The organism is Radiobacillus sp. PE A8.2, from assembly GCF_045635475.1.
In the GTDB taxonomy this organism is placed as follows: domain Bacteria; phylum Bacillota; class Bacilli; order Bacillales; family Amphibacillaceae; genus JBJGXI01.
Genome location: NZ_JBJGXI010000001.1, coordinates 103784 through 119791 on the forward strand (window position 1 = coordinate 103784; position 16008 = coordinate 119791).

A 16008-nucleotide genomic window follows, 5' to 3' on the forward strand; every position below is an offset into this window, starting at 1 on the left:
TTTATCCGTGCATTCTCATAGTTAATTGTTGGAGTGAAAGGATTTCACTGCCATCTAATCTCTAACTCACCATGTCCAATATTTATGTGAACTGACAGAGGAATGTTATTCTATTCTAGCTTTTCCTGTTTCAGATGTAGATTTAGAAAATACCTAGTTATGCGGTGGTTCCAGAGAACTTTTAGGTCGAAAAAAAATAAGTTCTCAGGATGGTAGGATGAAGTTAGAGTGCGTGGGTGAGACCAACCCCCATGGACTGCGCATACATGATAAGCAACTATTGTAAATCACCTTGTGTAATGGATTATACTGAACAAACACAACAAGAAGACGTCCAAAAGTCCTGGATGTCTTCTTATTATAAAACGCAACAATTTACGACGCCAAATTCTCAAGATAGGCTTTATTTATTTTTGTGATTTCGTTTCTAATCCCTTCCTAATTGCATCCTTGGTAAGGCTATCTTTGTTTAAGTTCATAATAATGTTTTGAGGAAATTCAATTACATCTAATTGGGATAGCAATTTGTGTAAATCAATAATGCAATTTTCTATATTGTAACAACAATCGAACTGTATACTATGGAGGATCGAAACTACTTCTCTTTTCAATTCAATAATCTCCATTTTAGTTAAAATATCGCCTTCTAGTTCTCTCACTACACCACTCCTATTTTATATTTCGAAAATACGTTAACCATTTATATATAATGTATACAGTTCTATCAAACCGAGTTTACAAAGTGCATCAAAAGTAAAAAGTTACTATAAAGACGAAAAGAAAGTTTTAACAGCTCTACTCTGAAGAAAGTTACCTTCTTATGTTTGAAGGAAATATTAGCTTTTTGTCGAAATTTATCATTAATAGATATAGTTTTAAGAAAGGCTGATATGAGTGAATAACCGTTGATGGATGGAAAGCTCACATTTAATTGAAGAAGAAAAGGCAGCAATGGATGACCACATGATTTTTGTGAAGAACTCACTGCATTTATTTATGCAATTTAGTCCAGTGTGCCAGCTATGTTTAAAATTTAATCAAAAAGTATTAGCCGATGAAGTAGAGCAAATGAATGATCTTCAAAAAGCAAAGTACATGAAAGAGATCCTTTATGAAGTAGACCTATCTGACATCAGTACAAAAAGCAATGATTATCTTAATGAACTTTTAATAACTGCACTAGATAAGATGTTCCAGTTAATGGGGGACAAGATGACGGAACTGATAGAACAGTTGAATAACTTTTTATACGAATATGACCAGAGTGAATTTCAAAGTGTTCTAGATTTTACGAAGAAGCGATTAGTTTTTGCGCTCTCTACCCAGGATTAGTAACTCCGTCAAATAGAATACAAGTTTAAATCATTTAGAGATGAATATCCTACCTTTTATTCCGTTATGTCGAAAAGGGAAAAGCCTTTTCAATTTAATAGAAATAAGCACAACAATTATATTTCTTACTATCTTAAGAATTTTTTGGAGCTTCATAGTTGCGCACTCAAAGTTATTGAAGAACTAGATGCCAGCTACAGTAAAGTATTGGATGACTTTTTGTCAGAACTTAAACGGTTATCCTTAAAGCACAATGATAGAATTAGCGAAGCTGTGGATTATGGTTTTGATTATAAGAATTACATGGATAGGTTAAAAGCGGAAGCCCAAGAGTTCGATAGGGATCGAAACCCTGAGCATGTTGAGATGGGCAAGCAGTTATATAATAACATTCTTGATGAGATGATTAAAAATGGGCTATCGATAAGGTCGGAAAATTATATAAGGACGATGTATGGGTTGTGAGATAAACTGAAATTATTGATTAGATTGGTGTTTTTATGCCTATACAGCTTAGGGTGTCATCACGATTGATAAAAAACTTTAAATGTTTCTAGAAGAACGGAAAGAAGGGAAATTGGTATTGTTGAGGGTGATTAGGATTAGCTTTAATTAGTAAGGAATATTATCCAATGGATGGTTAAAAAATGGCTGCGAGAGTGAATGGAACAGAGGGTCAGGTTTGCTGTTCCGTTCTATGAGAATAAAATTTAAGGTCCTGCTGGAACGACAAAACTGACCCCGCGTTCCCTAATCTGTCTTGTCGGATTAATCATTCAAAAGCTGATGCCTGGTTCTGAGAAAATTCTAGAGTGGACCAGTGTAGGGACGGAGGGTCAGGTTTCTCGTTCCAACAAGTTGTCCAACTTGTTAAAATGAATAACAGTCCTTTTGAGAAAAGAAGGCTTGTAGCTATGTGATAGAGGTGTCACCAGAGTGAAGGAAGTAATGGGACGAGAAACCTGACCCCGCGTTCCCATTATTTATCTCAGGAAGATTTATCCTAAGTTAAGAGAATCATTGTCCAGGTATTTAGATAACCCAGGTATGAAGCGATACACTGGAAATGAACTGATAGCTAAGCGTAATGGCATCATTATGGCTATGGTGTCAGGTGCCGTTCGTGGACAGTGGGGTTGATTTGTACATGTAGGAAGAACAGGTCTGACCCCGTCGATGGATAAAAAGGCTAAATCTTCAAGTCCAACCAAAAAGACGTCTCTTCAGAATTCCGAAGAGACGCTTTAAACGTCACGAGCATTTTATCGATGCAAAATCAGTCTATTGTTGTTCTAAATACGCTATTTTCCACTCGCCATTTTCATCCTTTGCCATATCCACTTTAAAGATGCCGTTATCTAATGTATGTCTTTCGCCACTTTCTGTAATTCCTGTAGAACTCACATATGCTTGATAACTAAATGCACTATCGTCGTTAGCTGTAATCATGCCAGAATGAAAATTCGACTCGATATCAACGTACTCGAAGGATAGATATGTGTCTGCGAGTGATTGATAGGCTTCTGAATAGTCTGCTGGATTTAAGAAAGTATTACTGAGAATGTCACCAATTTGGTCTGCACTCTCAATCGTATAAAGCCCATAAAGACTTTCCCAACTCTTCTCTGCTTCATCAAGCAAATTCTCCTCAACTATCATATACTCTGATGGTAGAATTTCATTTGATTTGATATCATCTATTTTCGCTTGAATCGTTTCTGTATTATCAATATGGTAGAAGTCATCTGACCGTGTTCCAGCCCCATCGAGGTAAATGACTTCCATATTGTAGCTATCGCCCTCAAGCCACTTAGCCTCTTCGTTATGGAAAATAGTAGCTGAAGTAAATTCTTGATTTATGTTATCATTTTCATTATATTCTTGAGCCATGACTTTTCCTTTAACGATTGCGAGTGCTTCATTGTCTTTTACGTATACCACTTCTAAACTTGTAAGGGTAATGGTAGGGTGTAAATCAATAAAATCTTGAGTGTCTGTTTGATCTTCTTCATCAAATTCATGGTAATAAGATAGTACGGATTCTAAATCACCACTATTCATCGCCTCGTACTGTTCTTCAATCGATACTGTAATTGCTTCGGCTGTAGATTCTTCGACGCCGTATTCGTTTACTTCCTTACTAGCAATGTTTGTTTCTTCGGTATTTGCGCTACCGCATCCAGCTACAACAAGAGTTAAGCATAAAGTGGTGAAAATTGTTCGTAATTTCATAGTAACCTCCATGATGTATAATAGTATGAGTTTTATAAGCTATTAAATTATAGAGCAAAACGGGTTTTTTGGGAAGATTTTTGTTGTGGAATTCCACTTACTTGTGCTAGTGCCTGCCACTTCCCGAATTTTGTCATAATGTGTCGGCTGGAAATCGTATAATTTAGAAGGGACATTTTGGGTGTTCTATTGTTACATATGAATGATAATTCATTAATAAACTAGATTGGTGGGTAAGTGGTTAAAATGTCTGGAGGGTCAATTTGGATTGTATTATTGTCTGTATGCAACAGGATCACAGGTAGTAAAAACAAGCATTACTATACAGGGAGTATGTGGGAGAGACGGAGGAAGTATAGGGAGTTTGTTGAGATTTTTGAGTGACTTAATATGACAAAATTCGCGAAGTGACAGGGGATTTTCATTCCGCTATTTTTCTTTTAACACTGGTATGACTGAAGATGGGCGCATTTAAGCAATTGTATACGAAAAAAGTGAAAAAAGATTCAGACCGTTTACTGGATGGGATACCACTAGTAACGAAAAAAATCTTATAATAAAAGGAGGAGGTATTGATTATGAGTAAAAAAGACAGCGCAGCATCAGTTGAAGAGCAATATGATGAAAGAGGAAGGCTTATCATTACCGATCCCAGTCAAATTCCAGAAAATATGACAGAGGAGGAGGTTGTTGATTTTTGGGATAAGTATGCGATGAGTGAAGAGTTGCTTAATGAAAGCTATATAGAAGATGATGATTTACCCCCCACCTAGGAAAAGCGCTACAAAACCAATTAACCTACGAATTGAAAATGACTTACTGAACCGCTTGCAAAGATTAGCTGAATCTATATAGATTCCTTATCAAACTTTATTAAAACAATTCGTAGCCGAAAGAGTATATGAGGAAGAAAAAAGAGAAAAAATATTTTAACTCCTTTTAAGTAGTTCCAGAAACTTCTCGAAGTTTGGAACAGCGGGTCAGGTCTACTGTTCCGGTCTATGAAAATAAAACATGGGGGGACGATAAACCTGACCCCGTGTTCCACGCCGTGTTCCCCGTGTTCCCCGTGTTCCACACATTTTTTCAGCTGAATCCAATCTTCGACGTTGATAGGCTACTTCAGTAATCATTGTGATGGAAATGGGAATTTTTGAACAACCGCTATAAGCTGTTTCTGCCATTTGCTCCATATCTACGAAATAAAGTTTTCTACTGTAAATCTATGACATATTCATTACCAGTATCTTTATTTAAAAAATAACTCGAATATATCAATTGTGCTGGCTTTTCTCCTTTGTCAAACATTAAAGACATTTTACCGCTATTGCTTCCTTCTGGTCGGATATTAGCACTTTTATAATCTCCTAAACTACCTACCACAGCATAAACCTCTGTACCATTTTCATCATAGACATTAAAGTTAGCACTGCCAAAGTAACCAGATAATATTTCAACATCGCTAGTATTATTGATGATTAAATCATATGTGATAAAACTATAATTTTCATTATCACTAACGTTCTCGACAAATTCAATATTAGAGATCGTTACATTTGCTGTAAATACCTCACCATTTGCTCCATCTTTTCCTACAATATCAAATGCTTCACCTTCATTTACATCATAGGTTTTACCGAATTCAGGTTTACTAGATGGTGCTTCAGAGCACGCACCTAATAGAGTAATTACGAGAACAAGTGTTATAGTTAGTAGTTTTTTCATGTGTTTACCTCCTGAGTCAATAGGGACTGTTTTTTTGTACCACTTTTTCTTTTGTCCGTTTACCAATTATCATGATCATTCCAAGACGAGGCATGTTCGTGAAATTCTCTTTCCTGCGTTTCCATCACGTCATCCAATACATCGTGTGACCTTCTTGAACTTCCTGAATATCCAGAGCTGCTGGCAGAATACCCCTTTTTTGAACGACCAATAGATGCATACTCTACTGTAAAGAAAAAGGATTCAATCGGGGTGGCTAATAAACAGAATGCTACGACATACCCAACCGTTACGTTTTTGTCGATGAAGATAATATAAAGATAGGCTGTGATAAATGCGAATAAAAATAAAGAACCTCTTATGTATTTCCTCTGTGCGAATTGTCCAGCGCATGTGAAGACCGCAGACAATAAGGCCGGAAACAGCCCTCCAGTCATTGGCTTTGTATTCCTCACCACCAGGAATACAAGTAGGTTAACGAATAGTATAATACCCATCCCTATAAGTGCAAAAGGGACTTCTTCCAAGGTGAAATAACCTTTATCCATGAGCCATCGTGCTATTAAATACAACCCCATAGTTAATCCTGCTTCCTTTCTTATTAGAGGTTCAAAAAATCCCAATTAATCACAATGATTACTCAAGTAGCCTATCTACGTTGAATATTGTATTCGCCCGAAAAATCCGGTCCTCACGTAGGCTCTGTCTACTCTCCGGTCGTCTTTTTCTAGTTTTATCCAAGCTTCTCGGTGCTAATAACGGAACTTTTTGAACACACACTATTAGATAATTATCTCTAAATCTAGTTTTTCTTAGTTGCATCGCGTTATAAAGGTACATAAAATGTTATCATAGTCATTATTACAAAATCATTACACAACAGGAGGAAGCATGAAGACCGTTGAGCTACTAGATGCAACATTGCATTATAAGATAACCGGTAAACATAGAGAGGATAAGCCTACGCTAATATTCCTGCATGGAGTGGGATTGGATCATACAGAATTCAACTTTATCATTCCGTATCTAGAAAACTATCGAATTATTACATACGATCTACGCTGGCACGGAAACTCTATCGGCGAATTTTATGATAGAGATGAAGAGAATTGGAATGCATTAAAGAATGATTTTTTAGCTATAGTCGAGCAGGAAGCTGTTGGTAAGCTGCATCTAGTATCCCACGGAATTGGTGCACAGTTAGCGGTAGAGCTCATTAGTCGAGAGCTAATCAAACCAACGACAAACACAATCATCTCCACTCCTTTTTATTATCCAGAAGCTGTCGCTAAAAAAGGTATGCAATATCGAGCGGAAAAGATAGCGGGAATGTCAGGAGCAGAGCTTGGTACGTGGATGATTCCTCAGATTATGGTAAATACAGATGAGGTAAAACACGCGACGATACAGCGTGCGTTTGAAAAAGTGCAAATGGATTTATACATGGATATATTTCGATTGCATGCAAACGCCATTTCATTAGAAAAATTAAAATATGTGACAGTACCTACGCTACTTCTTAATGGGGAAATGGATGTGAATTATCCCCCAGAATTAACGAATTTAAGTATAAGATACTTGCCTAATACACAGTTAAAAGTCGTTAAACATGCTTCCAATATGGTTCATGTGGATCAACCTGAGCGGGCAGCAGCACTTTTAGAAGAATTCTTTCACATGTATGAAGGTGACAGAAGTGACCGAATAGGAGCGTTGGATCTGCCATACTTAGACTTGCTTCACGAACAATTAGACTCATTTAAAATAATCGTTCGAATTGATTTTTTAACTATTTTTTCGATGCAAGTAAATGGGAAACAGGTGGAAGGAAAATGGAATCAACGAAAAGCCAAGGAACTTATTGCTTATCTAGCTTTTCATGGGAAATCAATGAAAGAAACGATAAGTGAAAGTTTATGGCCCAATAGGACAAAAGACCACGCGCAAAATCAACTGCGTGTAGCGATTCATCACCTTCGTACGATTCTTAAACAAGCTGGGTTAAACGAATTTATACATACTGATTCTCAATATGTTTGGATAACTGATCAAATTGATTTGAATTGTGACGTAAAAGAGGCGCTGGAAGGTAAGGTGTCACTTCCACCTGCCGTCCAACTTTTCACCGATCTGAAGTCGGACTGGACAATGCCGATCCAGTATCGACTGGAGGATGTGCATGATTCGGGTGTCAGTTGATGTTGGTGGGGGTATGACTTCAGGGGTAAGTGGAACAGGGTCAGAGTGGAACAGAGGGTCAGATTTACTGTTGCAGTCTATGAGAATAATACATAAGGGGGACGATAAACCTGACCCCGTGTTCCAATAAATCTGACTCAATGTTCGCACACTTAACAAGTAAACAAATTATATGATACTATTTTAGTAGAAAGTTGTTCGTATTCATGAAGGAGTGTAAACACATGAAGTTCGGAATGAGAAGGCCAAGTATCAAGCGGTCTATTAAAGCAAGAACGACTGGAAAAGCGAAAAGAGCTGTAAAAAGTGCGCTCATCCCTGGATACGGTAAGAAAGGGGCTGGTTGGGTGAAAAACCCCAAAAAAGCTGCGTACAATAAAGTTTATAACAAGACTTCATTTAGTCTATGGGATCTCTTAAAAAAATTAAAGTGAGCAAGACTTGAGGCACAGTATTTTTGAAAACGGGGACACTACAGATCAGTGTGCATCCATGGTATCCATAAAAGAGGAAAGGTACCGTAGATGCAAATTATAACTGAAACAACTAACCTGACCCCGTGTCCCACTTCTAAAGGAGGCTTTTTCTTATGAATATTTTACTTTTAGGTGCAACTGGACGAGTTGGAAGTCGAATAGTTACTTATGCAATTCAGAATGGACATCAGGTTAACGTATTAGTTCGTACTCCAGATAAGATTCAAATAACTAACGAAAATTTAACCATTATGCAAGGAAATGCTTTAAATGAAAATGACATCATCCGTTCAATGCATGGGATTGATGTAGTTATTAGTGCACTAAATACCGATGGCACAACCACTCTATCAGAAAGTATGCCACTTATTATCAAAGCAATGGAAAACGAAGGTATAAAACGTATAATCACTATCGGAACCGCGGGTATCCTGCAAAGTAGAACCACGCCAAATTCTCTGCGTTACCAAACAAGTGAATCAAAGCGTAGATCAACTCGTGCAGCGCAAGAACACCATAAAGTTTACGAAATGCTCAAACATTCAACCCTCGAATGGACGATTGTCTGTCCTACCTACTTGCCGGATGGAGAAAGGATAGGCAAATATCGTGTAGAACGAGATTTTTTGCCAGTGGATGGCGTTAAAATATCCGTCCCAGATACAGCAGAATTTACATTTAGACAGATTAATACAAACGATTATATAGGATCACGTGTAGGTATCGCCTACTAATAATACGCTTATACTACTTTCGTATTGGATTAAATCGTTTGTTGAAAAAGGAAATGAGATAGGGAAACAATCTCCGCTCCCACTAAAGCATCCCTTTCTGTCCTACCTAAAATATGAATTAGAGTCATAACAAGTAAGGGGGATGCGTTTGGGTGGGTAAGTGGTTAATATCTCTAAAATGTCAATTTGGATTAGGTTTTTTTAATGATAGAATCCCCCGGCGTAGCCCCCGACTCTTTCCGGCGAATGAAAAGAATAGGGCAACTCAGCAATCGTTGACTCTAAACGGACCATGTAAACAAATCAAAACGCTCGTTATTTTTTCTGAACTCAAATTTTGCACAGTTAAGCTACTTTCATTCCAGATGACTAATCCTTTCTTCTAGTATTTCTATTTGACGAATTGTTTCCTCATCTTTTACAATTTTTTCTTTACCATGGATGATAGTTTGATAGACTCCCTCATATATGCTGCTGTAATCGCCAATTTCTGAAACAACTTTCTCTTCATGATATCCACCAGCTTCGTCTGTAAAGCTATTATCAATGCTAGATAGAAAGATTGTTATGACCTACTATTCATATTGGTGGAAAAATTAGAATTGCTTAGATATATATTTAGGCGAGCTAGCATAATCCTAATCCAATCCAGGATAAACCCGAGCACACCTTTTGTATGATAAGTAACATACAAATAAATATCAATATCTTCATTAAGGTTCCGTGTCTTCCCGGGGATTTTGGGTCAGGTTTGGCGTTCCAGCTAGAATTATCTACTAAGTAAATGGAACGTGAAACCTAACCTATATCCTTTTATTTGGTAAAAATCTGTTCGGAATGAGCGTGATTTTGCCGTGCTAAAAAATATATTATTAGATTATTTTTATTGATTACATCTTGAATTAATCCCCATATTGATCCTACGAGCATTAACTTCTGTCAAACTTCTCTTTTAAATCCGTTTGATAGGGGCAGGTTTTTTCGTCTCAGCTACGATTTTTTATTAAGGAAATGCAACGTGGAACCTGACACCTTATCCCTTCTAAAAATAGATAAATATGGAAAAGATTGAAAAACATCTAAAAATTTAATATCGCTCCCGGAGTGAAACCGTTTACTTTTCTTCTTTTCATTGATTGGATATTTGATATAATAAAATTAAATATGTTAGATACTGCAAAAGATAAGACACTAGTTTACAACATATCGATAGATTTTTAAACTCCCAACTTTATACGTTCTAAAGCCTAATCCAAGAGTCTCTCTAAAATTGATCATCAAGCAACACATCACTCATCTCTTGTAATTTTTGAAATCATCAAGTTAGATATTAGTTATTTTTTCGTCAACTTATAATATTTCGGAGTTTATAGGATTCAACTAATTCACTTTATTATTTTGTAAATATAGAAGAGAACTAAATAAGAAAGTTGTGTATTCCTGTCCATATCGGTTATCTTTTGGACAGGAACCACCTGAAGTTCTATTGTAAAGGATTTTATTTTATACTAACCTATTGTTTTTTGAACACTCTTATTATTTTACAAGCTTGGCTATTTTAAATTAGGGAAGGTGAGTGAAATTGATTAACTCTTTAAGTTCGAATTTAGAATTAAAAAATATTGGAATGACATATAGAGTTATTAAAAAGGACGAAAATTTTATTCATACTTTTTGTGAAGGAAGGTTACTTTATCGATTAGGATTTACACCAGGTGATATAATCAATCAAACGTTGTTTGATATTTATCCAACTGATGTTGCAAAATCCAAGTCTGTATTCTATGAAAAGGCCTGGAAAGGACAATACATTCAATATGAGACAAAAGTTGAAGATATACATTATATTGGTTATTTAAATCCCATTTTTGACGGAGATAAGGTAGTGGAATTAATTTGTTTTTGCGTAGATATTACTGAAGTTAAAATTCTTGAACGGAGGGTTGTAAAACAGGAAAACTTGTACAGAGATGTTTTAGAAAATTTGTCAGAAGGAGTACTGATAGTCAAAAGTGGAAAAATTGTTTCTTTAAATGATACTGCAAAAAAGTTATTAGGCATTGACACTGGATTTTTCAATGAATATTTTTATAATAAGCTAAACCACAAGTTTATAAGAGAAGATGGGGCGCTTATCCACTATTCAGATTTGCCTGGTGTAAAGACACAAAAAGACGGTATATCATTTTCTGATTTCGTATGTGGGGTCAAATATAATAATAATATTACTTGGATTTCTGTTAATTCCAAACCACTTGAATTACATGGAGAAGATGAGAATGGTGCACTTTTAACTATACATGATATTACCCATAAAAAACTACAGGAAACAAAGTTACACGAATCTTACAGGTTGCAGAATGCCTTAATTAACAAGTTAGATAAGGGTATCATTGTGACAGATAAACATATAAAAATAATTATGATGAATCAGAAGTTTTATGAGATGTTTGAATTAAATGAATATTTAGAAATGTATATTGGTGAAAATGCCTCAGATATTCATTATCTATTTGATGAAGCAAAGGCCGAAAGTATAAGTAAGCTCAAAAAAGAAATTAATATAGGAAAAGATACAATTCTACAATTTAATTATTCTTTATTTAATAATGGAAGCGATTTCGAATTGATTTTGTGGGAGTTTGAAGACGTTACTGATAGTAAGTTGATGGAAATGGCACTTGTTGGAACTAAAGAAGAAGCAGAAAGAGCAAATAGTAGAAAATCAGAATTTTTAACAAAAATGAGTCATGAGCTTCGAACTCCTTTAAACAGTATTCTTGGATTTGCTCAAGTGTTAGAAAGAGATGAAACATTAAATGAGATACAACAGGACAGTGTACAAGAGATATTAAAAGGTGGATACCATCTCTTGAACATAGTAAATGATGTTTTGGATTTATCAAGAATTGAAATAGGTAAAATACAAATTTTGATTGAAAAAGTAAACTTTTTAACTGTTTTACAAGAATGTATAAGTATAGTTACCCCACTTGCAAACAAAAAAAATATCACTATTCTTAATAATACCGTTCAATATAAGCACCTTTTGGTTCTTGTTGATCCAGTTCGTTTAAAACAAATTATAATAAACTTGCTTGATAATGCAATTAAATATAACAAAAACGGTGGGGAAGTTATCATATCTGCTTATAACAAGAATAATAAGATAAATATTCATATAGTAGATACAGGTATTGGATTTTCTGAGTTAGAAGCAAGTAAAATATTTGATCCGTTTTATAGAATTAAGGGTGAAATGGAAGCGGGAACTGGAATTGGTTTATCGTTAGTTAAACAACTCGTAAATTTAATGGGTGGGGAAGTAACTGTCAAAAGCATAAAAGGGAGAGGTAGCAATTTTTCATTTAGTATTCCTATTCACCAAGAATACATTGGGGAAATAGGTGGAAGTGACAAATTTGAAAGTCAGGTTAATATCTACAAAAATAATTCGATGTATAAAATTCTTTATATTGAAGACAATCAAGCAAATATTAAACTAGTACAATCAATATTTCAAACAACACCCAATTATTCACTCTTAACCTCTTTCAATGGCAAGGATGGTCTAGATAATTTAATAAAGGAAAAAGTTGATTTAATTTTGCTTGATCTTAATTTGCCTGATATGAGCGGATATGAGGTAATTGAAGTTATAAAAAGACATCCTAAGATAAGAAACATACCTGTTATTGCTTTGAGTGCAAATGCAATGCCTTCTGAAATTCAAAGTGCGATAAATAACGGATTTGATGATTATATAATAAAACCAATTAATGTGAGTGAATTTTTAACTAAATTAAGAGAATTACTAGCAAATCAAGTGAATAAGGAGAAGAGTAAATGAAAATTGTAATCGCCGAAGATAATGCTTCTTCTAGAAAATTATTGAAATACCACATTTCTAATGTTCCAGATTATCAAGTAGTTGGAGAGGCTGCCAATGGGGAAGAATTAGTGACTATTGTAAATGCTATCAAACCAGATGTGGTTGTTGTCGATATAGAAATGCCATTATTGGATGGAATGGAAGCGGTTAAATGTTGTAAGGAATTGCTTCCTGCTTTACAGGTGATTTTTACTACTGGTTACGACCAATATGCTATTGAAGCATTCGATGTAAGTGCCATTGATTATATTATCAAACCTATTGAAAGGAAAAGGTTGTATAGTTCTCTCGAAAAAGCAGCAAAAAGTGTGAACAATAAAGGAATTTCATATAAAAGGAATCAAATCAAAAAAAATATAATGCTAAAACAAAAAAATAACTTTATATTTATTCCACTTGACGTGATCATATTTATTGAAAAGGTAGACCGAAAATCTGTAATCCATACATTAAATCATAAATTTGAGACATATGAATCATTAACTACGCTTGAGAATGACCTTGATTCTAGGTTTATAGCATCTCATAGAGCTTTTATTATTAACATTGACTATTTAACAAGAATTGAAATAAATGGTCAAGGATATAAAGCTCATTTTAAACATTACAATGGAGTAGCAAAGGTTTCAAAATATAAATTATCAGACCTACAATATTTTAAAACATTGTAAGTATAGACTTAGCATAGATGCTGAGTCTATTTTTTTTATTTTGATAAAAATTTATGAAATTTATGATTCAGTGGATTAATCACATGATTGAAATGATAATTACGTGTAATAAATAGGGAAAACAATTGCATGAAGTAAGTTAGACAACAAAAATGATAACGATTACAATGTAAAAAAGTTATAGAGAAGAGAGTGCTTGATGGTGAGAATAATAGATGTAGCACAAAAAGCTAACGTTTCTACTGCTACCGTTTCGAGGGTGTTGGCAAATTCCTCTATTGTAAAAGAAGAAACGAAAAAAAAAGTATTAAAAGCTATTAAAGAGTTAAATTACCAACCTAACGTTCTAGCGCGTCAACTTAGAACCTTAGAAGCAAAAACAATTATTGTTGTTGTGCCAGACATTTCAAATCCTTTCTTCTCAAATGTGCTTAGAGGTATAGAGTCAGTAGCAAAAGAAAAGGAATATCTAGTTCTTCTTGTAGATGCGGATAACGACGTTGAGCAAGAAAGCAAGTGCTTGAATATTCTACGCCAAAAAAAAGCAGACGGAATGATATTATTAACAGCTAAAATGGACGCAAATATGCTAGAGCGAATGGCAGAAGAATATCCAATTGTTGTAGCGTGTGAATATTTCGAAGGATCTAATATACCGACAGTATCTGTTGACAATATCAGTGGTGCTAGGAAGGCAACAGAATTTTTGATTAATCATGGTCATAAAAGAATTGGAACTATATCAGGACCACTTGATAGTGTTCTAGGGCAGGATCGATTGAAGGGTTTTTGTCAAGCAATGACAATCTACAATCTATCTGTTGATCCGATACTAATTCAAAAAGGGGATTTCTCTTATGAAAGTGGCCTTAAATTGACGAAAGACTTGTTGGCTCTTAATCAACCTCCAACAGGAATATTTGCAGCTAATGATGAAATGGCATTCGGTGCAATCAATTCGATAAAATCAATAGGCTTAAATGTTCCTAATGATATATCTGTTGTCGGATTTGATGACATCAAATTTTCATCTATTTTTGAACCATCACTAACGACCATCTCTCAACCTGCTTTTGAGATTGGAATAAATGCAATGACTACACTACTAAATATTATTAATAATAAAGATTTAAAGGAAAGGCAAATGGTATTGTCTGGAAAATTAAGAGTAAGAAACTCATGTGCAGTACTGTAAAGATTGATATAGATAACCTTCAGACATAGTGGCCTAAATGGAAAAAGGGTGTAATATTACGCTTTAACATGGAGAGTCTAGTGAGCTGATTATTGCTAACAATTTTCAAACTAAATATTTAATTTTCGTAAAGATGTAATCGATTTAATTACTGCTCAATTTATGCTTTGAAGGGGGGGATAAGCAAGGTAGCAAAAATATGAAAGTTTAAAGATTAAATGGTTGATTACTTTAAAGGTGTAGTTGTGAAGTTAGGTTAACAAAAGACAAGGGGAATGTTTTAAATTCATACTAGCTAAGGAGGAAAATAAATGGGAATCTTTTTAGGGCGTATTAAGAAAGTAACAATATTTTTCGTCATGGTAGGTATATGTGTAGCGTTAGTTGCTTGTTCATCTGACAATAATGCTTCGTTAGATAGTAGTTCTAACAATTCTAATACTAGCGGTGGAAACAAAGAAGATATTAAAATTGACCATCCACCATGGTATAAAGAGCCCTCTGACCGAGTTAAAGAGGTTGCAAAATTACCAGATTTGACTGGAAAGACGGTAAGTCAGGGTCCAAATGGATCAGATCCATTTCCAGCTAATGAATTAGAGTTAACTGAAGAAGATATTTCCGAACTAAAAAAAGGGAACTATACAGCTGCTATTTCTTTTCATTATTTAGGAAATGATTGGTCAACATTACAAATGAGGGCAATTAAAGATCAGATGGGTGAGTATGGAATAGAAATTATTGCTACTACGGATGCAGGCTTTGAAGATATGCAACAAATAACAGATATTAAATCAATTGCTGCAAAGAAACCAGATATTCTTTTCAGTATCCCTGTTAACCCATCAACAACAGCTAGTGCATATAAAGAAATTGCTGAAGATGGGACAAAAGTAATATTTATGGATCAACCAGCCGAAGGTCTAGAACCCGGAAAAGATTATGTTTCAGTTGTTTCTTCAGATAATACAATAGCTGGTATGATGCAAGCAGATTTTATGCATGATGCTATAGGTGATAATGGAGAGATAGCAATGCTTTACTATGGACCAGATTTCCTTGTAGCAAACCAAAGATATGAAGGTTTTATAGCTAGAGCCCAAGAAAAGTACCCAGATATGAAAATTGTAGAAACACAAGGTTTCACAGATGTAATGGATACACAAGGTATAGCTGCAGGATTACTAACAAAACATCCTGATTTAGATGGTATGGATGTGAATTGGGATGTACCAGCTATGGGGGTGGTTGCTGCAGCTCGTGTTAAAGGAATAAAACGAGAAGATTTCGCTGTTACTCATAATTTCTTAGGAAATGAAGCTGCTTTGAACATGGCTCAACATGGATATATAAAAGGAATTGGCGCACAGACACCTTATCAGCAAGGTATAGCAGAGGCGAAAGTTGCAGCACTCGCATTATTGGGTAAAGACACTCCAGTCTATATTGCTGTACCACCGGTTGGGGTAACTAGAGATAATCTTTTAGAATCGTATAACTATATATACGGAAAGGATCCTGCAAAAGAAATAATAGATGCTCTAAACTAGAA

At 35.0% G+C, this 16008-nt stretch carries 15 protein-coding genes; 11 read left to right on the plus strand and 4 right to left on the minus strand.

Going from position 1 to position 16008, the window contains the following annotated elements:
• Positions 1 to 407: 407 nt before the first annotated feature.
• Entirely contained in the window at positions 408 to 659 is a 252-nt protein-coding gene (locus tag ACI6MV_RS00455) for a hypothetical protein (protein ID WP_407267807.1), read from the minus strand.
• Between the two features lie 253 nt (positions 660 to 912).
• Here ACI6MV_RS00455 and ACI6MV_RS00460 point away from each other — a divergent pair, with 253 nt between their 5' ends.
• Entirely contained in the window at positions 913 to 1332 is a 420-nt protein-coding gene (locus tag ACI6MV_RS00460; RefSeq protein ID WP_407267808.1) for a hypothetical protein, read from the plus strand.
• A 219-nt stretch (positions 1333 to 1551) separates the two neighbouring features.
• Positions 1552 to 1797, plus strand: coding sequence for a hypothetical protein (locus ACI6MV_RS00465; RefSeq protein ID WP_407267809.1), 246 nt, complete (start codon positions 1552 to 1554; stop codon positions 1795 to 1797).
• Positions 1798 to 2613: 816 nt separating this feature from the next.
• On the opposite strand, the gene ACI6MV_RS00470 is transcribed toward ACI6MV_RS00465, so the two are convergent.
• Positions 2614 to 3564 (minus strand): hypothetical protein, encoded by a 951-nt coding sequence (locus tag ACI6MV_RS00470; protein WP_407267810.1) that lies wholly within the window; start codon positions 3562 to 3564, stop codon positions 2614 to 2616.
• A 578-nt stretch (positions 3565 to 4142) separates the two neighbouring features.
• On the opposite strand from ACI6MV_RS00470, the gene ACI6MV_RS00475 reads away from it, so the two are divergent.
• Entirely contained in the window at positions 4143 to 4337 is a 195-nt protein-coding gene (locus tag ACI6MV_RS00475) for a hypothetical protein (RefSeq protein ID WP_407267811.1), read from the plus strand.
• A gap of 439 nt (positions 4338 to 4776) precedes the next feature.
• On the opposite strand, the gene ACI6MV_RS00480 is transcribed toward ACI6MV_RS00475, so the two are convergent.
• On the minus strand, positions 4777 to 5289 hold the full coding sequence (locus ACI6MV_RS00480; protein WP_407267812.1) for a hypothetical protein: 513 nt from the start codon (positions 5287 to 5289) through the stop codon (positions 4777 to 4779).
• 59 nt (positions 5290 to 5348) lie between these two features.
• Complete coding sequence (locus tag ACI6MV_RS00485; protein ID WP_407267813.1) at positions 5349 to 5867, minus strand: hypothetical protein; 519 nt, start codon at positions 5865 to 5867, stop codon at positions 5349 to 5351.
• A 313-nt stretch (positions 5868 to 6180) separates the two neighbouring features.
• Here ACI6MV_RS00485 and ACI6MV_RS00490 point away from each other — a divergent pair, with 313 nt between their 5' ends.
• The 8 genes from ACI6MV_RS00490 (at position 6181) to ACI6MV_RS00525 (ending at position 16006) form a co-directional block, all read left to right on the plus strand.
• The gene (locus ACI6MV_RS00490; RefSeq protein WP_407267814.1) at positions 6181 to 7488 is read left to right on the plus strand and encodes an alpha/beta hydrolase; all 1308 of its coding nucleotides are present in this window, start codon (positions 6181 to 6183) and stop codon (positions 7486 to 7488) included.
• Positions 7469 to 7618, plus strand: a complete 150-nt coding sequence (locus tag ACI6MV_RS00495; protein WP_407267815.1) for a hypothetical protein — start codon at positions 7469 to 7471, stop codon at positions 7616 to 7618. Before ACI6MV_RS00490 ends, ACI6MV_RS00495 begins: the two co-directional genes overlap by 20 nt.
• A 94-nt stretch (positions 7619 to 7712) precedes the next feature.
• On the plus strand, positions 7713 to 7922 hold the full coding sequence (locus ACI6MV_RS00500) for a hypothetical protein (protein ID WP_407267816.1): 210 nt from the start codon (positions 7713 to 7715) through the stop codon (positions 7920 to 7922).
• Between the two features lie 155 nt (positions 7923 to 8077).
• Positions 8078 to 8698 (plus strand): NAD(P)-dependent oxidoreductase, encoded by a 621-nt coding sequence (locus ACI6MV_RS00505; protein ID WP_407267817.1) that lies wholly within the window; start codon positions 8078 to 8080, stop codon positions 8696 to 8698.
• A gap of 1582 nt (positions 8699 to 10280) precedes the next feature.
• On the plus strand, positions 10281 to 12548 hold the full coding sequence (locus ACI6MV_RS00510; RefSeq protein WP_407267818.1) for an ATP-binding protein: 2268 nt from the start codon (positions 10281 to 10283) through the stop codon (positions 12546 to 12548).
• Positions 12545 to 13261, plus strand: coding sequence for a LytR/AlgR family response regulator transcription factor (locus ACI6MV_RS00515; RefSeq protein ID WP_407267819.1), 717 nt, complete (start codon positions 12545 to 12547; stop codon positions 13259 to 13261). Before ACI6MV_RS00510 ends, ACI6MV_RS00515 begins: the two co-directional genes overlap by 4 nt.
• A gap of 199 nt (positions 13262 to 13460) precedes the next feature.
• Positions 13461 to 14456, plus strand: a complete 996-nt coding sequence (locus ACI6MV_RS00520) for a LacI family DNA-binding transcriptional regulator (protein ID WP_407267820.1) — start codon at positions 13461 to 13463, stop codon at positions 14454 to 14456.
• 311 nt (positions 14457 to 14767) lie between these two features.
• The gene (locus tag ACI6MV_RS00525) at positions 14768 to 16006 is read left to right on the plus strand and encodes a substrate-binding domain-containing protein (RefSeq protein WP_407267821.1); all 1239 of its coding nucleotides are present in this window, start codon (positions 14768 to 14770) and stop codon (positions 16004 to 16006) included.
• The last annotated feature ends 2 nt before the right edge of the window (positions 16007 to 16008 follow it).